The organism is Vibrio sp. 1078-1 (assembly GCF_033340475.1).
The window spans coordinates 333,556-355,051 of the sequence record NZ_JAWOWM010000004.1; the positions used below are offsets into that span (position 1 = coordinate 333,556).

At 45.6% G+C, this 21,496-nt stretch carries 16 protein-coding genes and 1 tRNA gene; 5 read left to right on the forward strand and 12 right to left on the reverse strand.

The features are described 5' to 3' along the window. Nucleotides 1–65: 65 nt before the first annotated feature. Entirely contained in the window at nt 66–1,148 is a 1,083-nt protein-coding gene (locus R7190_RS11475; protein ID WP_005379703.1) for a glycerol dehydrogenase, read from the reverse strand. A 353-nt stretch (nt 1,149–1,501) separates the two neighbouring features. On the opposite strand from R7190_RS11475, the gene dhaK reads away from it, so the two are divergent. Genes dhaK through ptsP form a run of 3 tightly spaced genes read left to right on the forward strand, consistent with a single transcriptional unit; the run spans nt 1,502 to nt 5,612 of the window. Next, a complete protein-coding gene (gene dhaK, locus R7190_RS11480; protein ID WP_005383055.1) occupies nt 1,502–2,560 on the forward strand; it encodes a dihydroxyacetone kinase subunit DhaK in 1,059 nt (352 codons plus the stop codon). Nucleotides 2,561–2,575: 15 nt separating this feature from the next. Next, nucleotides 2,576–3,211 (forward strand): dihydroxyacetone kinase subunit DhaL, encoded by a 636-nt coding sequence (gene dhaL / locus R7190_RS11485; RefSeq protein ID WP_186584477.1) that lies wholly within the window; start codon nt 2,576–2,578, stop codon nt 3,209–3,211. A 1-nt stretch (nt 3,212) separates the two neighbouring features. Next, on the forward strand, nt 3,213–5,612 hold the full coding sequence (gene ptsP, locus R7190_RS11490) for a phosphoenolpyruvate--protein phosphotransferase (protein WP_186584475.1): 2,400 nt from the start codon (nt 3,213–3,215) through the stop codon (nt 5,610–5,612). A gap of 80 nt (nt 5,613–5,692) precedes the next feature. On the opposite strand, the gene dhaR is transcribed toward ptsP, so the two are convergent. From dhaR to R7190_RS11515, 5 genes are all read right to left on the reverse strand, one after another. Beyond that, nucleotides 5,693–7,618 (reverse strand): dihydroxyacetone kinase operon transcriptional regulator DhaR, encoded by a 1,926-nt coding sequence (gene dhaR / locus R7190_RS11495; RefSeq protein ID WP_031779030.1) that lies wholly within the window; start codon nt 7,616–7,618, stop codon nt 5,693–5,695. Nucleotides 7,619–7,763: 145 nt separating this feature from the next. Continuing rightward, nucleotides 7,764–8,294 carry an MltR family transcriptional regulator gene (locus tag R7190_RS11500; RefSeq protein WP_005379708.1) on the reverse strand — a complete coding sequence of 177 codons (531 nt, stop codon included), beginning with the start codon at nt 8,292–8,294 and terminating at the stop codon, nt 7,764–7,766. 86 nt (nt 8,295–8,380) lie between these two features. Beyond that, nucleotides 8,381–9,529: a mannitol-1-phosphate 5-dehydrogenase gene (locus R7190_RS11505; protein WP_005379709.1), complete on the reverse strand. Its 1,149-nt coding sequence runs from the start codon at nt 9,527–9,529 to the stop codon at nt 8,381–8,383. A 111-nt stretch (nt 9,530–9,640) separates the two neighbouring features. Next, on the reverse strand, nt 9,641–11,593 hold the full coding sequence (locus tag R7190_RS11510; RefSeq protein WP_005379710.1) for a PTS mannitol transporter subunit IICBA: 1,953 nt from the start codon (nt 11,591–11,593) through the stop codon (nt 9,641–9,643). Nucleotides 11,594–12,183: 590 nt separating this feature from the next. After that, entirely contained in the window at nt 12,184–13,947 is a 1,764-nt protein-coding gene (locus tag R7190_RS11515; protein ID WP_186584473.1) for a lysophospholipid acyltransferase family protein, read from the reverse strand. A 233-nt stretch (nt 13,948–14,180) separates the two neighbouring features. Between R7190_RS11515 and R7190_RS11520 the strand changes: the two genes are divergently transcribed. Both R7190_RS11520 and R7190_RS11525 read left to right on the forward strand, forming a co-directional pair. Continuing rightward, nucleotides 14,181–14,900, forward strand: a complete 720-nt coding sequence (locus R7190_RS11520; protein ID WP_005379714.1) for an SIMPL domain-containing protein — start codon at nt 14,181–14,183, stop codon at nt 14,898–14,900. A gap of 223 nt (nt 14,901–15,123) precedes the next feature. Further along, nucleotides 15,124–15,399 carry a hypothetical protein gene (locus tag R7190_RS11525; protein WP_005379716.1) on the forward strand — a complete coding sequence of 92 codons (276 nt, stop codon included), beginning with the start codon at nt 15,124–15,126 and terminating at the stop codon, nt 15,397–15,399. A gap of 95 nt (nt 15,400–15,494) precedes the next feature. Here the strand turns inward: R7190_RS11525 and R7190_RS11530 are convergent, their stop codons facing one another. The 6 genes from R7190_RS11530 to rpsU form a co-directional block, all read right to left on the reverse strand. Further along, nucleotides 15,495–16,298 (reverse strand): MetQ/NlpA family ABC transporter substrate-binding protein, encoded by an 804-nt coding sequence (locus tag R7190_RS11530; protein WP_005379717.1) that lies wholly within the window; start codon nt 16,296–16,298, stop codon nt 15,495–15,497. Between the two features lie 254 nt (nt 16,299–16,552). Then, nucleotides 16,553–16,628: transfer RNA gene (locus tag R7190_RS11535), tRNA-Ile, on the reverse strand. 155 nt (nt 16,629–16,783) lie between these two features. Then, nucleotides 16,784–18,646 carry an RNA polymerase sigma factor RpoD gene (gene rpoD, locus R7190_RS11540; RefSeq protein WP_005395986.1) on the reverse strand — a complete coding sequence of 621 codons (1,863 nt, stop codon included), beginning with the start codon at nt 18,644–18,646 and terminating at the stop codon, nt 16,784–16,786. A 99-nt stretch (nt 18,647–18,745) separates the two neighbouring features. After that, nucleotides 18,746–20,512: a DNA primase gene (gene dnaG, locus R7190_RS11545; protein ID WP_005379719.1), complete on the reverse strand. Its 1,767-nt coding sequence runs from the start codon at nt 20,510–20,512 to the stop codon at nt 18,746–18,748. Nucleotides 20,513–20,661: 149 nt separating this feature from the next. Next, a complete protein-coding gene (locus R7190_RS11550; protein ID WP_005379720.1) occupies nt 20,662–21,105 on the reverse strand; it encodes a GatB/YqeY domain-containing protein in 444 nt (147 codons plus the stop codon). 27 nt (nt 21,106–21,132) lie between these two features. Continuing rightward, a complete protein-coding gene (gene rpsU / locus R7190_RS11555) occupies nt 21,133–21,348 on the reverse strand; it encodes a 30S ribosomal protein S21 (protein ID WP_001145625.1) in 216 nt (71 codons plus the stop codon). Nucleotides 21,349–21,496: the final 148 nt, after the last annotated feature.

Here is a 21,496-nt window from a genome sequence, read left to right on the forward strand (position 1 = left end):
TCCTGAGCGGCACATGCGAGAGTATGTGCCGCTTTTTTATTTAAACCCATTTTAAGGTTTGTGAGTTATTGACCCAACTGGTGAGCGGTTAGAATTGCAGAGTAGACATTTTCTGCCGTCACTGGGAATGGCATATTGTGGATGGTTTCTCCCTCGGCCGTTGAGGCTTCGGCGACCTCGCGCAACTTAGCGTGGTTAAGCTCTTTAACGCCCATATCAAATAAGTTGGTTGGTAGACCTACAGAGCGGCAGAATGCAAGAACCGTATTAATCTCTTCCATCGCTGCGTTTTCTAGTACCAGCTGAACAAGTGTGCCGAACGCGACTTTCTCACCATGATAGAGATGATGACACTCTTCAAGCTTAGTTAGGCCGTTATGAATAGCGTGAGCACCCGCTAGACCACTGCTTTCAAAACCGATACCGCTTAGGTATGTATTGGCTTCAATAATGTTTTCTACCGCTTTGGTGCTCACACCATTTTCTACCGCAGCTTTTGCTTTTACACCATCTTCAAGCAAGGTTTCATAGCAAAGTTTCGCAAGCGCTTGTGCTGAACGCGTCGCTAACCCACCAGCCATTGTTGCCTTACCAGAAGTCATGTTGGCACGAGCTTCAAAGTAGGTGGAAAGCGCGTCGCCCATCCCCGATACAAGTAAGCGAACAGGGGCTTTGGCGATGACTGACGTATCCATGATGACCATGTCTGGGTTTTTAGGGATCATCAAATATTCTGCAAATTCACCTTCAGGTGTGTATATCACCGCAAGCGCTGAGGTTGGCGCATCAGTCGAGGCAATCGTAGGAACCACCACGACAGGAATTTTGGTGTAAAACGCAACAGCCTTTGCTGTATCTAACGTTTTACCACCACCAATACCGACAATGACATCGTGTTTTTGAGTGGCACAAATGTCCGTGATGCGTTCAATCTCAACGCGCGAACATTCGCCACCAAAAATGTTCATAGTGAGTGGAAGCTTTTCGTCAGCAAAACTTTGTTTGACGTCATCACCAACCAGGTTAGTCACGAACTCATCGGCAATTACTAACGGACGTTCACCCAATGTTTTCACATAGTGAGCGATAGATGTAAGTACTTGTTCACCTTGGACGTATTTGCTTGGGCTGATAATAATTTTGTCCATAATTCAAACCTTTAACCTTTTTTGTGTGTGTTTTGGAGTGCAATGAATATCCATTGTAGGGATAAGGTTTATATTAGGTTTGGTGTGGTAAGTGGTGAAGGATATCTCTGGTTTTGTTCCATGCTTTTATGACCTCTGTGTCAAACCGACTTTCAGAAGTAATAAGCATCAGCATGCTTTATGGCGCCGATCACTATTCAAGCTAATCTGTCGTTTTTCGTTTCATATTGAAACGAAAATACCGAAGTCGTTGTTTCAATATGAAACAGATTGATTTTTGTTGAGCACGTTTTTTCTCTGTTTAAGATGAATTCATACCCTACATAAAAATATAAATGGAATGAGATAGAACGATGAAAAAGTTAATTAACCAAGTCGATGATGTTGTATTGCAGCAAATGGAAGGCCTGGCATTGTCCCGCCCTGAGCTAAAAGCGAACTACGAGCCTCGTTACATGTGGCACGAGGAAACGCCGGGGCAAGTGGCACTGGTTTCTGGTGGTGGCTGTGGTCATGAACCTTTGCACGCTGGTTTTATTGGTAAAGGCATGCTGACAGGCGCCTGTCCTGGTGAGGTGTTTACTTCACCAACGCCAGATCAAATGTACGAATGTGGCAACCAAGTGAATACTGGTGAAGGCGTGCTATTTATCATTAAAAACTACACCGGAGACGTGTTGAACTTTGAAACGGCTGTGGAGCTGCTTCATACCGATGGTATCAAAGTTGGGTCGGTGTTGGTGGATGACGATGTTGCAGTCAAAGACAGCCTATACACCGCTGGTCGCCGTGGCGTTGCTGGAACGGTATTGGTTGAAAAGTTAGTTGGGGCTGCCGCGAACAAAGGTTATTCGTTGGAGCAATGTGAAGCGCTGGCTCGTCGCGTGAATAATCACTGTCGTTCATTTGGCGTGGCGCTTAATGCTTGTGTTGTACCCGCAGCAGGTAAACCATCTTTTGTTCTGGAAGATGATGAAGTGGAGTTTGGTGTTGGTATCCATGGTGAACCAGGTATCAAGCGAGTGAAATACACCGATGTCGATACGTTAGTGGATGAAATGTTTGCTGAAGTTGCTGAAAACACACCTTATCAGCGCACATTGCGTATTTGGAATCGTGACGAAGGTGAATGGGATGAAGTGGAATCCAGCATTGAGCCTTTCGCCGCTGAACACGACTACATCGTGATGGTGAATGGTATGGGTGGTACGCCAACTTCAGAGCTTTACGGAGTGTACCGCCGTCTGGCTCATAACTGTGAGCAAGCAGGGTTCCGTATCGTGCGTAATATGGTTGGTAACTTCTGTACGTCACTCGATATGGAAGGCGTTTCGATTACGTTGCTGAAGGCAGACAAAGAGATGTTGGAGCTGTTTGATGCTCCTGTCGATACGGCCGCGATCAAGTGGTAACAGGGGAGAGCAAACATGCAAATTGAAAAACAACATATCGTTCACTGGCTAGAGTTATGTGCAAAAACGTATCAAGAGAATCAAGATTTTCTGACCGACCTTGATCGTGATATTGGTGACGCCGACCACGGTCTCAATATGAACCGTGGCTTTAAAAAAGTTGCTGAAAAACTGCCGCAATTTGCGGACCAAAATATCGGCAGCATTCTCAAGAATACGGGCATGACCTTGCTTTCTAGTGTCGGTGGGGCAAGTGGCCCGCTGTATGGCACGCTGTTTATTCGCACGGCTGCCGCTGTCGGAACCCGAGAGCAACTAACGTTTGAAGAGTTGATCGATGCACTAAAAAGCGGTGTGGATGGCGTGGTGTCTCGTGGTAAAGCAGAGCTGGGTGATAAAACCATGTGTGATGTTTGGTTACCCGTTTTAGTTAGCGTGAAGGCGTCGTTAGAAAATGGCATGAGCGCCGATCACTTACTTAATGAAATGGTTGAGCTAGCAGAAACGAACGCGGTTGCCACGATTGAAATGTTGGCGAAAAAAGGGCGAGCAAGCTATTTAGGTGAACGCAGTATTGGTCACCAAGATCCCGGTGCAACCTCTTCTTTGTTAATGATTAAAGCACTACAGCAGGCAATAGCAGGTAATTAAGATGGTGGGAATTGTAGTTGTATCTCATAGTCGTCGACTTGCCGAAGGGGTGGCAGAACTTGCCACCCAAATGACGCAAGGCAAAGCCAAGCTTGCGATTGCTGCTGGGATTGATGATCCAGAGAACCCGATCGGAACCGATGCCATTGCCGTGATGGAAGCGATTGAGCAGGTACAAGATCAACAAGGGGTTGTTGTGTTGATGGATCTTGGCAGCGCGTTGCTTAGCACGGAAATGGCTCTGGATCTGGTTGATGATCATGTGAGGGAAAATGTCACCCTTATCTCGGCCCCTATTGTTGAAGGGACCATGGCGGCGTCGGTGGCTGCTGCTGCCGGACTACCTTTATCGACGGTAGTCGAAGAGGCACAGAATGCGTTAAGCGTAAAACAAGAGCACCTTGGTGATCAGCCACTAACATCCGCTGAGATAGCGCCAGTATCAGAGAACTTTGAGCAAGAACGGACATTTGATTGGGTGGTGCAAAATCCGCATGGATTACATGCTCGTCCCGCTGCGGCCATTGTTGGTGCACTCGCGCCTTTTGACTGCCAATTATGGTTGAAAAAAGGCGAGCGCCGTGTGAACGCAAAAAGCTTAAACAGCATTGCGAAACTTGGCGTTTGTAGCCAAGAGACGATCACGCTGTGCGCACTTGGACCTCAATCCAGTGAAGCAATCAAGGCATTTGAAGCCTTAGCTAGTGAGCACTTCGGAGAAAAAGAGGCGGTTGAGCAAGGCATTATCGAATCTGAAGAGAGCACGGATACTTTGCTCGATGACATGGTCCCAAATCAGATTGAAGGTGCTGTTGTTGGTATTCGAGTCAATGACGGTATCGCTACTGCTCCAGTTGTCCTTTTTACTCATGAAATGCCAGCTGTGCCTGAACGTGATTTCCAAAGTGAACAAGATGAAATTGAACGGGTTAAGCGTGCGATAGGCGTGGTTTTTCAACACTTGCAGGAGCAAGCGAAGCAGCCGAAAGGGGAAATATTTTCCGCTCATAGCATGATGCTCAGTGACCCAGAATTATGGGCATCGGTCGAGTCGCGAATTCAAACGGGCATGATAGCCGAGCAAGCTTGGGTAGAATCACTGCAAACGTTGGCCAAAGAGTTTCGCCAGGCAGAAAGTCAGTACATGCGGGAACGCGAAGCAGATGTGCATGATATAGCACGCCAAGTTATGGTCGAAATGACAGGCGTAACGCCTAATGCCATCGACATTAAGGAACCGAGTATTTTGTTGGCCCGTGACCTGATGCCTTCTGATGTGGCCGGGCTTGATAAACCTAAAGTGCTTGGTATCTGTTTGAGTGAAGGAGGGAAAACCTCTCACAGTGCGATTCTTGCTCGTGCGATGGGGATTCCTGCCATCGTTAAAGCTCAGGGTTGTCTTGATGCTGTGCGTGCTGGGCAAGTGGTGACTATTGATGGCTTTCGAGGGCATTTATGGTTCTCTCCTTCAGATGCCATACAACAGGAATTAGAAGCGCAACAAATTGAGTGGCAAAGCACCCGACAAAGTGCACTAGCGAGTGCTCAGCAAGCCGCAGTCACCTGTGATGGTGTCCATATTCCAGTATTCGCCAATATTGGTGGACCGAAAGATATTGATGATGCACTAACATCAGGAGCTGAGGGCGTTGGTCTATTTCGGACTGAGTTTCTATTTCAAAACAGTGATGAGTTGCCAACTGAGGAAGCGCAATACCAAGTGTATCGTGATATTGCCGCCGCACTTGGTGATAAGCCACTTACGATTCGTAGTCTAGATGTTGGCGGTGATAAGCCTTTAGCCGCTTATCCTATGCCAGCGGAAGATAATCCATTTTTAGGTTTGAGAGGGGTGCGGTTGTGCCTTCAACATGAGTCATTGTTTACCGCTCAACTTCGAGCCATTCTGAGAGCCTTTCACGAGCAATCGAATATTCAATTGATGATACCGATGGTGGCTCAGGTTGAAGAAGTGAGAAAAGTAAAAGTGCTGTTGGCGCATCAAGCAAGCCAACTCGGCTTGGATGCGACTCATTTGCCCGTTGGTATTATGATTGAGGTGCCAGCCGCGGTATTAAATGCTGATGCGTTAGCCCAAGAAGTCGACTTTTTCTCTATCGGCACCAATGATTTGACTCAATATGTTATGGCCGCCGATCGAGGTAACGCCGCCGTTGCTGAATTGGTGAACTACTTTGAACCATCGGTACTAAAAGCCATTGAGCTCACGTGTGCAGCAGGCGATCGCGCGGGCATACCGGTTAGTATGTGTGGTGAGATGGCTGGCGATCCAAATGCCACAGAAACATTGCTTCGCGTGGGGTTGCGAAAATTCAGCGCCAGTTCAAGTATGCTCCCGGGACTAAAAGCGCAGATTCGTCAGTTGTCTGTCGATGTTTAATCGATACCTTATCGTTAGTACATCTGTACCGGCGTGCTTACGCCGGTTTTACTTTTGTTATAGGAACGCCAATTCACGGCTTAATACAGCTTCATTTGCTCCTGCAGCCCAAACTTATTAATTTTTCTCCATAAGGTCGTGCGGCCAATTTGCAATGCTTTCGCCATATCATGCATTTTGCCATCACACTGATTCCAAGCTTGAACGATAGCTCTTCTCTCGGCTTCTTCTAACGTGATTACTGGCGTATTTTCTGCGGTATGGCGAGAATTCAGTTTAATGTCTTCAGGAATATCGTTCAGCTTGATTAAGTTGGAACTGCGGTTAAGCAAAATTCGCTCAGTTCGATTTCTTAATTCAGAGTTGTTGCCTGACCAACGAAAATTCATCAACGCTTCCAGTGCGACTGGCTCTATCGAGATAGTCACATTGTGGCGGCGTTCATAATGGCTGATAAGCTGCTGGACGAGAAATTCAATGTCTTCTTTACGCTTTCGTAGTGGCGGAATATGCAGCTCGTTCGAGGAGATTTCATAATAAAGTTGCCGACCAAATGAGCGTTGAGTGACATACTCGCTGATCTCTGAAGCGGTGCTCGTGATAAGTTGAAAGTCTACGGGGATCAATCGCAAACTGTCGCTGCGGCTGACGAGCCCAGTTTTTAACAACTTAAGTAGCACTGCTTGTAAATCGGGCGACAGATATTCCACCTTTTCTAAAAAGAGCGTACCGCCATGGGCGAGCTCAAACTTTGAAGGCATGCCTTGCCCTTCGTCGTAGCCTAGGGTTTCTTTGACCAGTTGCTCTGTATTGATGGAGCGACAGTTGAGCGTAATGAATGGCCCTTCTTTGTAGGTGCTTTCGTTATGAATCGCCATGGCGAGAGTGGCTTTTCCTACACCTTCTTCACCCGTAATTAGAATCGGTGATTTGGACTTTATGGCCCGTTTTGCCACGGTAATGACATGCTTCATTTTTCGTGAAATGACGGGCAAAGTGCTGAACGTATAGCGCGCACTGCCACCTATTTGTTGTTGAGCAAGTTCGCGAATTTTATCGATAGGGTGCAAGAACAATAAGTGTGTGCCGTCATTGAGTGGACGCAAGGTGATGATCGCCTCAACAAACTCGCCACGAACCTCTACCGTTGTGAGTTTTCGGTTGATGCTTGCACCCGACTCAATACTATTGAGGACATTTGGCGGGAAGCGTAAAACAGCAAAGACTTCTTTATCCAAGACCTGACTGGCTTCAATGTTTAACAAACGCTCGGACTGGTGATTTACCATGGTTATACGGCTTTCTTCATCCCAGGCCAGAAGGCCGTCATCCATGCATTCTAACGTTGCGTTGTGCGCACAAGTAAGGCGGTTCATGTTTTCTTGTTCCGACTGAATGTGGATTTGCAAGCTGACTTCTTTCGCGCTCGACGCGATGATGACTAAGTCTTCTTTCTTATAGCTTTCCGCTTTTCTGAAAAGGCATGTTGTACCGCGTAATTTGCCAAATTGGTCGAAAACAGGCGCCGCTACAGAGGCATAAGAGTGCAAGTGGCGATTGAAATGTTCGGCAGCAAAAACTTCACACGGGATATGAGTGTTGATACAGAGATTGACTGCATTTGTGCCTATCTTTCCTTCGGAGAGAAAACAGCCTTGTTTTATGCCGAGCGTTTGCATCTCTTGTCGCATAGAGTCGTGCCCGACGGTGGAGAGAATACAGCCGTTGCCATCGGTTACCATCAATACCAGGTCTTCGTCACCAAGCATATCGTACGTATCTTCAAGTACGGTCGTGGCGCATTCGATGAGATGTTCGTTGCGCTTCATTAGAGATGAGAAGGTAAAACCAGAGGCAATATGTGGTTTTGACCAGGTATAAGGGCTGCATTGCTTTATGCAACGCTCCCACGACTCGAGGACGGGAGTGCGGGAAAATTCTGGAGATACCCAGTGGTGTTTCTGGAAAAACTCCCACTTAGTTTTAGTGTCTTCGATTGAAAGCATGCGATCCCGTTTCAATACTAGCGATAGATTGGTCTGATGTTACAGAGACATCGGAATATGGACTGTGATGGCTTTCACGCACGTTGTATAGAAGAATGTGCAAAAAGAGGGGCGAGTTGAGGAGGCTTCCGTGCCAGTTTTTCGATTAAAAAGGGCTGTCTTTGCCGAGCTCATTGCAAATCTCGACAATGGCAAGTGAGAGCCCTGACTTAATGATTTGTTGTTGACGTTGCAGTTGTAGCTGATAAAACTCAAGGTCGATGTCGTCATCTGGTTCGCTGACTTCCAGTTGTACCATGCCCATTTTCTTCACCAAGTGCAGTTTCTTAATTGGTTCTAGAATATTCGGGTCAGTGAATTCGTAATCTGAAGCGTCACTATTGAGTTGGTTTTTGAGTTTGATGATGTCTTCGATGTCGTGGTAGATGTCATCGGGGAGCACTCCCAAGCCAAACAATAACTTCAAACGAACAGACAGATCGCCCAGCGGTCCAGAGTCTTGTAGCAGCGGACCGACAACCGATTGAACAGCGAAGTTATCTTTACGAAAGATTCTTTGCACCAACCCGTCGATCGAATCGTTAAAAACGTCGACTGCTGCAATGAAAAAGCCTCGTACCGATGGTGCGCTGTTTAATCGCTCAATGATCTCGGTTTCGTTGATGTTATCTGCCATATACTGAATACATTTCTAATTATTAGCTATCCCAACTCTTCAAGCAGAGAAGGACATAGAAGGGGAGCCGAGCTCCCCTAGGTAAATCAAAGTTGGTTGTAAAGTGTCTCGATTTGAGCCACTTCATCGCTGTCTTCTGCAAGACCTGTGTATGTCGCTAGCGTCTTCTTCACACCCACTTCTTTTAATGAGTTTTGTAGCTCTACGGCTTGTGGGTCAGTGTCGTTAGTGTACTTCAACGCAGCGGCAATGCCTTTCAAAAGTGTTTGATTTTCAGTGCCATACTCAATTGTACCGAGTAAAGGCTTCACTAATCTATCGTTTGCACCCAATTTTCGAATTGGTTGACGACCTACGCGATCCACCTCATCCACTAAGTATGGGTTGGCAAAGCGTCCTAAAATCTTCTCGATGTAGGCGTTGTGCATGTCACGGTCGAAGCCGTAACGTTTGATCAGCACTTCACCACTTTCTTGCATCGCCTGTTTTACTTCAGCGTGAATGCTTGGGTCTTCAATTGCTTCACGAATGGTACGATGGCCTTTCAAGCAACCTAGGTAAGCGGTAATGCAGTGGCCTGTATTGAGAGTGAATAGCTTGCGTTCTACGAATGCCATTAGGTTGTTGGTTCTTTCCATGCCAGCTATGTCAGGGATTTCGCCCTTGAATTGCTGCTCATCCACAATCCATTCGCTAAAACTCTCTACAGTGACTTCTAGTGGGTCATCGTTCGCCGCTTCTGCTGGTGGTACGATGCGGTCCACTGCGGAGTCGACGAAGCCAACTAGCTCGTCTGCTTTCGCGTGTAATGATTCATCCAAATGTTTGTACACTTCACCTTTTAGGTGAGTCGTGCCACGAACCATGTTTTCGCACGCGATGATGTTCAATGGTTTATCGTTACCTGCTGCAAAGCGTTTAGCAATGCCGGTAGCGATGGTTTTTGCAATGATGTCCAGTACGTTAGGGCCAACCGCTGTTGTTACCAAGTCGGTTTTTACAATGCGGTCGATGACATCTTCACTGGCTGAGTTTACCGCGGTGACGTGAGTTACTGTGTCGATTTGGCACTCAGTACCGACCACTTTTACTTTGTATTCTTGCTTGTGACTCAGTTGGTCGACGAGTGGTGCGTCTACATCTGCAAATGTGACCTCGACTTCTGCGTCTGCTAATAGTTTACCGATGAAGCCACGACCAATGTTACCTGCGCCAAAATGAACTGCGTTTTTCATAATTCTTACCTACCAATGTCTAAAATGTTGACTTACGAAACTAGGGGGAGGCCAACCGCATAGGGGGTGACAGCTGACCTCATTTGCCTCAGGAGCAAATTAAAGGGGTAATTAAGCCGCTTGTTGACCGCCAAGGATGTTTAGAATCTCTTCCACATCGTTGGTGCTGGTTAGCTTCTCAATTGCCTCCGGCTCATCGAGCGCGTTCGTAATGGTGGTGATCACCTGGATGTGCTCATCGTTCTTAGCGGCAATGCCGATAACCAGTTTCGCTACATCATCGTCGTCTTCAGTAAATTGGATACCCGATGGGTATTGGCAGATTACAATGCCGGTTTTCTTCACGCGGTCTTTCGCTTCTACCGTGCCGTGAGGCACTGCGATAGATTCGCCTAGGTAAGTTGGAACCAATGCTTCACGCTCAAACATCGCGTCTACGTATTCTGGTTCTGCGTAGCCAAGTTCGACCAACTTGTTGCCCGCGAAGCGAATCGCTTCTTCTTTGTTGGCAGCTTTCAAACCTAGGTGAATGTTTTCACGCTGGATTTGGAACACCGACGTTTGCTGTGGCTCGAAGTTGTCGTCGTTTGCTGCCACGAGCGACACTTTTACCATTTGGTCGTCATTGGCTGCGGATTGGTTTTGTGCTGCTAGTAGTTTGGTGACTAGCTGGTTGTACATCTCGCTATCTAGGAAGTTAGTCAATGAAATGTGGTGTGCGTTTGGAGCATGCTTACGTGCACGATCCGTTAAGTCTTTATGAGTAATCACGATATCTGCACTCTCTGGTAAGCTGTTAATGGCAAGGTTGGTTACGTGGATGTTCAGACCTGCGTCTTGAACCTTTTTGCGTAGCATGCTCGCGCCCATTGCACTCGAGCCCATGCCCGCATCACAAGCGACAATGATGCTTTGTACTGTCGCTAGGTCTACGTCACCTTTGCTTTGGCTGTTTACCACCGCATCGTTTTTAGATGCAGATTTCATGTCTTTCATTTGTGATGTTGCTTTTTCTAGTGCTGCTTCATCACCGTCTTCTTCTGTTGACGTTTGTGTCTTCATTAGTAGTGCTGCTACGGCGAATGACACACCTGTTGCTGCAGCGATAGACGCTAGTACACCAACGATTGAGCCTTTCTGAGTCATCAACAAGATTGCAAAGATTGAACCTGGTGATGCTGGAGAAACGATACCTGCGTTAAAGATAGTTAGAACGAATACACCAGTCATACCGCCTGCGATAGCCGCAAGGATTAGGCGAGGGTTCATTAGGATGTATGGGAAGTAAATCTCGTGGATACCGCCGAAGAAGTGGATGATTGATGCACCACCTGCAGTTTGACGAGCCGTACCTTTACCAAACACCATGTAAGCTAGCAGGATACCTAGACCAGGACCTGGGTTTGCTTCGATTAGGAAGAAGATCGATTGACCTGTCTCAGACGCTTGTTGGATACCCAGTGGAGAGAAGATACCGTGGTTGATCGCGTTGTTTAGGAACAGGATCTTCGCAGGTTCAACGAAGATTGAAGTTAGTGGTAGTAGGTGAGCAGAAACTAGGAAGTTAACGCCTGCCGCTAAGCCACCAGAAAGAATTTTTACGAATGGACCGATAAAGATGAAAGCAAGGATCGCACATAGCATGCCGATGATGCCCGCAGAGAAGTTGTTAACCAACATCTCGAAGCCACTTTTTACTTTACCATCGATGTAGTTATCGAATTTCTTGATAGCCCAGCCGCCCATTGGGCCGACCATCATTGCACCCATAAACATTGGGATGTCTGTACCGACAATCACACCCATTGTTGTGATTGCACCGACTACCGCACCACGATCGCCACCAACTAATTTACCACCGGTGTAACCGATAAGTAGTGGCAGCAAGTAGGTAATCATTGGGCCAACCATAGAGGCTAACGTTTCGTTTGGTAGCCATCCAGTTGGGATAAATAGAGCAGTGATAAAGCCCCACGCGATAAACGCGCCGATGTTTGGCATTACCATGTTTGACAGAAAACGACCAAAATTTTGTATCTTGATCTTGGCATCTGGTGATATCATAACAATTCCCCGTTCGATGTTCTGATGAATCTTGTTGTAGTAAACGGTTCGCCAAAACCGTTTGTTTGATTGCTTAGTACCCAATCAATTTACCACACATTTTCCAATTGGAACTGACAACGGGTTTTTCGTGATCTACGCCCGCATTTCTTAGGCTGAGAAACGGTTTTTAAGTGACCAAGTTCAACTTATTAACTTGTAACTTAATAACAAAAAGCCACTTTCAAATCTGTCAATAAAAATCTTAGTGATCAATTCGATCTTCTGACAAAATTAAAATCAAAACACTTTGTGACTTTGATCACTTTTGATTTCTTTTGAAATTCAAATTAAATACCAGTGACGATCAATATCACATTTTGTGTTGATTTGGTCTGGGCATAAAATGTGATCTGAGTCGTTTTTGGTGTTTTGTGAAAGTTTGCGACGGGATTGGTGTGATCAATGTCATTGCGACTCTTCGATAGAATGTATTTATAAGAGTCTTTTCGGCGTGCTTCACGAAGTGCTCTTATCTAATTGATAGAAAAGTAAAAGAGAGTCGCTATACTGTTTTTATTGACTCACAACTCCCTTCTTACTCACTGCTCTTACTTATGGTTGCTATTAGCATGGTAGGTGAGGTATTCATGAGTTTGCTCGCGTCCCATATACCTTGCCAACGTCTTTTCTTGAACATCGCGCAAATCCACCGTAATCAATCCATCTAGAGCGTTATTGAATGCAGGGTCAACATTGAAGCACACCAGTTTGCCATTAAGGCTTAGGTACTGACGCAGTAAAACGGGGACACCTTTTCCTTCATCGATTCTGGCAATTACGCGTGATAGTAACTGTAAATCTCCCAGAGCAGTAAGCATGCTGGTGTTCCAGTCACGGTGGTGCTTAGGAAGTGGGTTAGAAGGCGTGACGTACTCTGCGCAATTGTTGTCGTAGTGGTGCAGCGTCATTGATTGAGCCAGCAATTGGCGTGCAGTATCGCTATAGTCGTTGCTAATGCTTACCGGACCAAATAGGTGAGTGTAATCTGGGTTTTGATGAACGAAGGTTGCGATGCCTTTCCACAGCAGTAGTAGCGCGCTCATGCTCTTTTGATATTGCTGCGCAATCACCGAGCGTCCCATCTCGATGGATTTACCCATTTGATCGATAAAGCGTTGGTCATAGTTAAACAAGGTTCGTGAATACAGACCTGCTACGCCGCGCTTTTCAATCAGTTGATCAACTAGACCTAAGCGATACGCGCCCACCAAGCATTGGTTTTCTCTGTCCCACACAAACAGATGCAGGTAATCATGATCGAAATGGTCAATGTCTATTGCTAGTCCAGTCCCTTCGCCAACTTGTCGGAAATTGAGCTCACGTAGGCGACCAATTTCATGCAGTAGGGAAGGGATACTCTGCGACTCCGTGCAGTAAACATCGAACTCACCACTTGTTAGCAGCTTGGACTCTTTTGGTAAGTTGTTCAGCTCTTCAAGCAATTCGCCTACGGGTAACCCTGCCGCTATTGGAGAGAGCAGTTCTGATGAAGAAGAAGGCTTAACTGATTGGGGTTCACGATTGAGCAAGTAAGTGTTGAGCCGCAAATAGTTCACCACTTGATCATCGTTAAGTGTGTTGATCTCTTTGAATTTAATCGCTTGGCCAAAAGACAAGTTGATGGTTTGTGCATGTTTGTTCAGTAGCTCCCGCCCGAGCATTAGGGTACGCAAAAGTGGATGGATTTTCCCTGCCATATAGAAGCGTTTCGAGTTCTGACCACTGATGAATACTGGAACTGTCGTGGCTTTGTTTTTGCGGATCAGGCTACTTACGCTTCGACTCCACGCTTTGTCTTCCAAGCGTTGCTGTTTGGCATCGACTAACTGGGAAACCTCACCGGCAGGAAAGACAAGCAATAAGCCGCCACTTGCGAGGTGTTTATTAGCCGCTCTGAGGGCCTTCATATTCGATTTGACGGCGTCTTTGCCTTCAAACACATCGACACCAATGAAGAGCTGATCTAACTCTGGTACGGTTTTCAGGTATTGATTGGCTAGAATTTGGATATCGTCTCGTACCATCAACAAGAGTTCGGCCAAGATGACGCCTTCCACACAACCAAGCGGGTGGTTCGCCACAATGACGGTAGCTCCTTGTTTAGGTACTGAGTCGAGTGAACCATGAGCAATGCGATAATCGATACCTAAGATATCCAGCGTGAAGCGGAGAAAAGTTTTGGTATCGGCATTAACGGGGCGTTGGGCGTAGAACTTATCAAGTTGGTTTAAACCGGTTGCCCATTCAGCAACGTTTTCACCAATGCCAAACGGCGTTTTACGTGGGAGACGAAAAGGGGTCGAACTATCCATATTTACCTCAGCGTACAAGTTGCTGATTGGATAGTAGAAATTACAGATGACAATTCAGAGGCAAAAGCATGAGCCTTTGGTGACAAACCAATGAAGCTTTATTGACTAAAGAAAACGGTATATCACTGTGCTATGAATCAAAACTCGCGTTATGTCTCCCTCTTAAAACAAGAGATAGGCTATCTTATCTAGAACAAAGATTAAGCTAAGTTGATATTTATCAGGGGGAAATAATGGAACGAGTTTCCAATAAAGCAGCACTTTGGATTGGGCTAAGTTTGATACTTGGTCTTGGCATACTTGGCTATTTTATGCAGCAGACGGCGGTGAAATACCGAGCCTATGAAAGAGTCGTGACAGTAAAAGGTTTGTCGGAGCGTGAGTATCCTGCTGATACGGTGATTTGGCCGATTCAATTTACTCTAGCGAGTAATGATATGGGAGCCATGTTTGATGAAATTGACCAGCAAACCCGTTTGATTTTGGACTTTCTAAGTGCCAAAGGGCTTCCTGAAACCAGCGTTTCCCTTTCTTCCCCAGCGGTCATTGACAGAAAAGCACAGCAATATGGGAGCGAGCAAGACATTGAGTATCGTTATTTGGCCTCGCGAACCGTTACGGTTTATAGCCAGAGTGTTGATGTTGTTCGAGCGGCAATCAATGAAATAGGTGAGCTAGGAAAGCAAGGCGTTTTGCTTAACCAAGATCCTTATGCAAATCGTGTTGAGTACAGCTTTACTAAGCTGAATGATGTGAAGCCAGACATGATCGAAGAAGCGACTAAGAATGCGCGTGAAGTGGCTGAGAAATTTGCGAAAGACTCACAGAGTTCACTGGGTAAGATCAAACGTGCAACTCAAGGGCAGTTCTCGATTTATGACCGAGACAGCAACACGCCTTACATTAAGAAAGTACGAGTGGTATCGACGGTTCAATATTACTTATCTGATTAAAGTTGCGCTCATATAGTCAATAGTTGGTCGTTCCATCACCTTCTATTTGTAGAGGTATCTATGCTCTGTGATAGGGAAATCAGTCTTCGCCGACGCTATATACAAGTACTTTTTTATAAAACTAAGTTCTTAACAGTGGTGAGGTGAGTTTGATAATAATCAAGCTCACTTGTTTCTTATGAGCGTAAGTTAGTATGACTTATTGCTAGAAGGAATTAGTATCATGGCATACAAGCACTTTGTTAGAGAACTACTGGGTTTAGCGATTGTTGTCTCTGTCGTCTTTGGCGTATTAGGCGTGATGTTAGAGCTCTTCGCACTGACGGCACTTTGGGAGCATCAGCAAACGATAGCCGATGTTTTTTTCCATGAATCTCTCTACTTCATCGTATTTTTAATCCCACCATACTTCCTCTGGAAGTTGATTAACCGCCCTGAATTGGTTTCTGCTGATCAAGCTTATTTGGCAATGAAGTTAGAGGCTGAAAGTCGACAATGAGTCGATTTAGTGAGTAATGAAAAGAAGAGGCTATGAGAAAACATTAGCCTCTTTTCTATCTGATTCGTGGGGCAAAGTATTCGCTGCTTTATTGATTAAAAAGCTGCTTCGATTGTGCCTTTGAAAGTGCGATCGAGATAATCACGAATCGCTTGAGATTGATAAATAGAAACGAACTTTTTATACGCTTCATTATTTTTGTCTGCGTCACGAGTGGCGATGACCATGACTGCTAATGGGGCGTCTTTTGCTTCAAGATAGATACTTTGTTTCTTCGGATCTAAACCAGAAGACATTACGTAGTTCATTGTAATCGCAGCCGCGTCCACATCATCTAATGTTCTTGGTAGCTGAGCGGCATCTACCTCGACAAATTCAAATGATTTTGGGTTTTTTGTGATATCAGTTAGGGCGGCTTTATGGCCAACACCCTGTTTCAGCTCAATTAAACCTGCATCGGCGAGTAGCAACAGACCACGACCACCGTTGGTAGGGTCATTTGGAAGCGCTATACGTGCATTGTTTGGAAGCTCTTGCAGTGAGCGATACTTATTGGAATAAAGCCCCATACGCATAAGAATGGACTGACCAATTGATACTAATTGGGCGTTATGGCTACTGTTGAAGTTGTCTAAAAATGGCTGGTGCTGATAGCTGTTAATATCGATGCTACCGTCGCTAAGGGCGGCATTAGGTGTCACGTAGTCAGAAAACTCAATGACTTCGACATTCAAACCTTGCTTTGCTGCCTCCTTCGCTACCGCCTCGACTACTTGTGCATGTGGTCCAACTGTCGCGCCCACTTTAATGACAGAGTCATCTTTTTCTCCACAAGCGCTTAAGCCGACTACTGCCGTGAGAATCAAAGCTAGTTTCTTTAAGTGACCAATACTTTTCATTGTAGCTCCATTTTTTGTTTTAGACGTCTATACGTCCATACTATCAGAAGTTGTCTGAGGGTCAATGGTTTAAATCACGAGCAGACATTTTGTTTCTATTGCTCGTATAGAGAGCCAGATAATAGTTAAAGAAGAGGGGAAGAGGAAAAGCTATTACGAGGTTAGTGACGAGTTACCGCAACCGAAACTGTACCCAAAGATATAAGATACAAAAAAGGCGTAGTAGGTATTAACCTGCTACGCCTTTCGAAATATGGTGGCCCCTCGCAGACTTGAACTGCGGACCAATCGATTATGAGTCGACTGCTCTAACCACTGAGCTAAGGGGCCTTAATAGGACAACGATTATAGGGGAAGCGTTGCAAGGTGTCTAGATACCAACTAGGGCAATTGCGCTTAGTTTTTATCCACTTAGAACAGTAGATAATAAAAAAGGTGACCTAAAGTCACCTTTTTTGATTTCTAAAAGCTTGTATGCGCTGCGATTATTCGTCTAGGAAGCTGCGCAGAGTCTCTGAGCGGCTTGGGTGACGAAGTTTACGTAGTGCTTTTGCTTCGATCTGACGGATACGCTCACGAGTAACGTCGAACTGCTTACCAACTTCTTCTAGAGTATGGTCAGTGTTCATGTCAATACCAAAACGCATACGAAGTACTTTCGCTTCACGTGGCGTTAGACCTGCAAGCACGTCTTTTGTTGCCACCTTAAGGCTAGTTGCAGTTGCAGAATCTAGCGGAAGTTCTAGCGTTGTATCTTCGATAAAATCACCTAGATGCGAATCTTCGTCGTCACCGATTGGTGTCTCCATTGAGATAGGCTCTTTAGCGATTTTTAGAACTTTACGAATCTTGTCTTCTGGCATTTGCATGCGCTCTGCCAGTTCTTCCGGTAGTGGCTCGCGACCCATCTCTTGCAACATTTGACGAGAGATACGGTTTAGCTTGTTGATCGTTTCGATCATGTGTACCGGAATACGAATCGTACGTGCTTGGTCCGCGATTGAACGAGTGATTGCCTGACGGATCCACCACGTTGCGTAAGTCGAGAACTTGTAACCACGACGATATTCGAACTTATCTACCGCTTTCATCAGACCGATGTTACCTTCCTGGATCAGATCCAAGAACTGTAGGCCACGGTTGGTGTATTTCTTCGCGATAGAAATTACAAGACGCAAGTTCGCTTCAACCATCTCTTTCTTCGCACGGCGAGCTTTTGCTTCACCGATAGACATACGACGGCTGATGTCTTTAATGTTCTGTACGTTTAGAGAAGTCTCTTCTTCAATCATTTTTAGCTTAGCGATTGAACGACGGATTTCTTCTTCGTTACGTTTGATCTTTTCAGCGTATGGCTTGTCTGAAGCAAGAACTTCATCCAGCCAAGCTTCACTTGATTCATTACCAGTGAACAGCGCGATGAATGATTTCTTCGGCATTTTGCCGTATTCAACCACTGACTTCATGATCAGACGCTCTTGTGTACGAACGCGATCCATAGCAGTACGCAGTTCATTCACTAGGTGATCAAACTGTTTAGGCGTTAGACGAAACTCGCGGAATACGTCTAGCATCATTTCATTAGCAACGGTTGCTTTCGGGCTGTTATAGCCGTACTCGTTGATTGCTAATTGAAGATTTTGATAGGTGCTGCGTAGTTGGTTGAATTTCTCTAGCGCTAATTCTGGATCGATACCTACATCTTCTTCAGAATCATCTGAATCGTCATCGCTATCTTCGTCGTCATCAACGTCTTCATCGTCTTCTTCTTCTAACTGAGATTCAGTCAGTTCAGAACCGATGTGTGTTGCCGTTGGTGCAGCGGTGTCGTCAGCATCTGGATCTACAAAACCTGAAATTAGGTCTGTAAGACGTAGTTCTTCAGCTTGAACTTTGTCAAATTGCTCAAGAATGTACGGAATTGTGCCTGGGTATTCAGCAACAGACGATTGAACTTGGTTAATACCTTCTTCAATACGTTTTGCGATGTCGATTTCGCCTTCGCGAGTTAGAAGTTCGACAGTACCCATCTCACGCATGTACATACGTACTGGGTCTGTTGTACGACCAATCTCACTCTCTACGCTAGAAAGTGCAGCGGCTGCAGCTTCGGCTGCATCTTCATCGGTAATATTTGTGTCATCGTTCAGTGCTAAATCATCAGCATCAGGAGCAGTTTCTACTACCTTAATGCCCATGTCGTTGATCATCTGAATGATGTCTTCTACCTGTTCTGAATCTACGATTTCAGCAGGTAGGTGGTCATTTACTTCGGCGTAGGTCAGATAGCCTTGTTCCTTGCCTTTAATAACAAGTGACTTTAGCTGTGACTGCGGATTGTGATCCATAGACGGTATCCAACTTCGTAATCTGGTGAAGGAATCAGTATGCGAAATGCAAACCACTTACTATAACAAATTAAATCGTTGCTGACTAATTAAACAGGGTTACGCTTTTAAATCTAGCATAAGTGCTAGCAGCTCCCTTTTCTCTTCGGCTGATAAACCGACACTTCTTGCTTTGGCCTGCAGGTTTTCAATTTGTTTTTCTACGCACTGGGCAATAATTTTATCCAGTGAGTCTAAAAAGATTTCTTCTTGGTTGTCCTCATCGAGTGGAATGTCCCAACTCGCGAGACGAGACAGAAGGGTCTCATTTTGGCTGTTTCGCCAATGCTCTAATAATTGGCCTGTGTTGATATGGGGATGTGCTTGGCATTTATCAAGTACATCAACAAATAAACTTAGACCAGGAATGGGCAAATCTCTAACGCTAGTTAGATCTGGCACCATACTTACGTATTGTGGGTTTTGAATCAGTAACGCGATCACTTCTCGCATCGGCGTTCGCTTGATTTCTTTATGAGGTTGAGGCCTTTTATCCTCTTTACCTTGTTTTGAAATTAGCTGCTGTAGTTGGCGTTCATCAACCAAACCCAAACGGCGGCCAAGCAATTCTCTCAAGTATAGTCTTAAAGTGCCGCCAGGGACTTTATCAATGAGAGGAACCGCAAGAGTACTCAGTTTTGCCATGCCTTCTTTCGTGCTCATATCGACCTGCTGAGTCAATGAGCTGAACATGAATTCAGACAAGGGCATCGCATTAGACACTTGCTGCTCAAATGCTTGTTTTCCGTTTTGTCGGATATAAGAGTCGGGATCTTCTCCATCCGGCAAAAACATGAATTTTAACTGGCGACCATCCGTTAGGTAAGGCAATGCATTTTCCATGGCACGCCACGCGGCTTCACGGCCTGCGCGGTCACCGTCATAACAACACACGACGGTGCTTGTTTGCCTGAATAACACTTGCAAGTGATCGCCCGTTGTCGAGGTTCCCAATGAGGCAACGGAATAATCTACGCCATATTGAGCAAGCGCGACAACATCCATATAGCCTTCAACCACTAAAATTTGTGGTGGCTCACGGTACGCTTGTAGTACTTCATAAAGGCCATACAACTCTTTACCTTTATGAAATATCGGGGTTTCGGGTGAGTTGAGATATTTTGGTGTCCCATCACCTAATACTCGACCACCAAAGCCTATTACTCGACCGCGTCTGTCTCGAATAGGAAACATCACTCGACCACGGAATCGGTCGTAGCGGTTGCCTTTATCGTTTTCAATCAACATGCCGCCAGTGACGAGCATGTCTTGGTTTTCTTTATTCTGGCCAAAGTTCTTACGAACTAAATCCCATTCATCAGCCACATAGCCGATGCCAAACTTCTGGACGATTTCACCAGACAGGCCGCGATCTTTTAGATACTCAATCGCCACCTTACTTGCTGGCTGTTTGAGTTGGTTACGATAAAATTGAGCAATGCTGCCCATTAAGTCGTATAGGTTACGTTTTTCACTGCTGCTTGCTTGTGGGCCTGACTGAAACGAACCATTACCGCCGCTACGTTGTTCGCGAGGAACATCTAAACCCAAGTATGAAGCGAGTTCTTCAATGGCTTCGACGAATTCTAGTCGGTCGAATTCCATCAAAAAATCGATGGCATTTCCATGCGCGCCACAACCAAAACAATGGTAGAACTGCTTTTCTTGACTGACACTGAATGAGGGTGTCTTTTCGTTGTGGAACGGGCAGCATGCGCCGTAGTTTTTGCCTTTTTTCTTAAGTTTCACACGTGCGTCGATGATATCGACAATATCAAGTCGAGCTAGAAGGTCATCGATAAAACTGCGAGGGATGTGTCCAGCCATAAAACCTAACAAAAAAAGAAGATGATGAGTGGAGTGAATGCCTTAAAAGAATGAGCGTATTGCCCATTGATTTCATTCCATCCATCCAGATACAAACAAGCCGTGCGCTCCAAAGGATAGCACGGCTTGCTGCAATTGGGTGGGGTACCTTAAGCCAATTTAGCGCGAACTAAACCGCTTACTTTACCCATATCTGCACGCCCTTGAATTTGCGGTTTCAGAACGCCCATTACTTTGCCCATGTCTTGCATGCCAGCTGCGCCAGATTCAGCAATCGCGTTCTCGATGAGAGCCGCTACTTCTTCGTCTGTCAGTGGTTGAGGCATAAAGTCCTCAAGAACGGTAATTTCTGCTTGTTCCGCATCAGCAAGATCTTGACGACCCGCTGCTTCAAACTGCGCTACAGAGTCGCGACGTTGTTTAACCATCTTGGTCAATACTGCAAGAATGTCGTCATCGTTCAGAGTAATCTGTTCGTCAACTTCACGTTGCTTGATTGCTGATAGGGCTAAACGAATAGTACCAAGGCGCAATTTGTCCTTGGCTTTCATCGCTAATTTTTGCTCTTCTTTGAGTTGATCAATCAGAGCCATAACTAAATTCCTTTTGGAGCTCAGTTATTAGTACAGGCGAACGCGACGAGCGTTTTCGCGAGCTAGCTTCTTAGCGTGACGCTTTTGAGCTGCTGCTTTAGCGCGTTTGCGAACTGTAGTTGGTTTTTCGTAGTGCTCACGACGACGCACTTCAGAAAGGATACCTGCTTTTTCGCAAGAGCGCTTAAAACGACGTAGAGCAACGTCGAACGGTTCGTTTTCACGTACTTTAACTACTGGCATATGCCTTTCACCTCAGGGGTTATTCGTTAACGCTGGTATTCAACAGACCAAATCACAATTGTTAGGTCTCTTACCAGCTTGATCAAAAATGGTGCGGAATTTTAATCCGATCACAACTACTTTGTAAAGCCTTTTGTCGATTATTGTC

Excerpts from the sequence above, each read along its gene's own strand:
- R7190_RS11475 (WP_005379703.1), bottom strand. The coding sequence starts at position 1,148 with ATGGACAAAATTATTATCAGCCCAAGCAAATACGTCCAAGGTGAACAA.
- dhaK (WP_005383055.1), top strand. The coding sequence starts at position 1,502 with ATGAAAAAGTTAATTAACCAAGTCGATGATGTTGTATTGCAGCAAATG.
- dhaL (WP_186584477.1), top strand. The coding sequence starts at position 2,576 with ATGCAAATTGAAAAACAACATATCGTTCACTGGCTAGAGTTATGTGCA.
- ptsP (WP_186584475.1), top strand. The coding sequence starts at position 3,213 with ATGGTGGGAATTGTAGTTGTATCTCATAGTCGTCGACTTGCCGAAGGG.
- dhaR (WP_031779030.1), bottom strand. The coding sequence starts at position 7,618 with ATGCTTTCAATCGAAGACACTAAAACTAAGTGGGAGTTTTTCCAGAAA.
- R7190_RS11500 (WP_005379708.1), bottom strand. The coding sequence starts at position 8,294 with ATGGCAGATAACATCAACGAAACCGAGATCATTGAGCGATTAAACAGC.
- R7190_RS11505 (WP_005379709.1), bottom strand. The coding sequence starts at position 9,529 with ATGAAAAACGCAGTTCATTTTGGCGCAGGTAACATTGGTCGTGGCTTC.
- R7190_RS11510 (WP_005379710.1), bottom strand. The coding sequence starts at position 11,593 with ATGATATCACCAGATGCCAAGATCAAGATACAAAATTTTGGTCGTTTT.
- R7190_RS11515 (WP_186584473.1), bottom strand. The coding sequence starts at position 13,947 with ATGGATAGTTCGACCCCTTTTCGTCTCCCACGTAAAACGCCGTTTGGC.
- R7190_RS11520 (WP_005379714.1), top strand. The coding sequence starts at position 14,181 with ATGGAACGAGTTTCCAATAAAGCAGCACTTTGGATTGGGCTAAGTTTG.
- R7190_RS11525 (WP_005379716.1), top strand. The coding sequence starts at position 15,124 with ATGGCATACAAGCACTTTGTTAGAGAACTACTGGGTTTAGCGATTGTT.
- R7190_RS11530 (WP_005379717.1), bottom strand. The coding sequence starts at position 16,298 with ATGAAAAGTATTGGTCACTTAAAGAAACTAGCTTTGATTCTCACGGCA.
- rpoD (WP_005395986.1), bottom strand. The coding sequence starts at position 18,646 with ATGGATCACAATCCGCAGTCACAGCTAAAGTCACTTGTTATTAAAGGC.
- dnaG (WP_005379719.1), bottom strand. The coding sequence starts at position 20,512 with ATGGCTGGACACATCCCTCGCAGTTTTATCGATGACCTTCTAGCTCGA.
- R7190_RS11550 (WP_005379720.1), bottom strand. The coding sequence starts at position 21,105 with ATGGCTCTGATTGATCAACTCAAAGAAGAGCAAAAATTAGCGATGAAA.
- rpsU (WP_001145625.1), bottom strand. The coding sequence starts at position 21,348 with ATGCCAGTAGTTAAAGTACGTGAAAACGAACCGTTCGACGTTGCTCTA.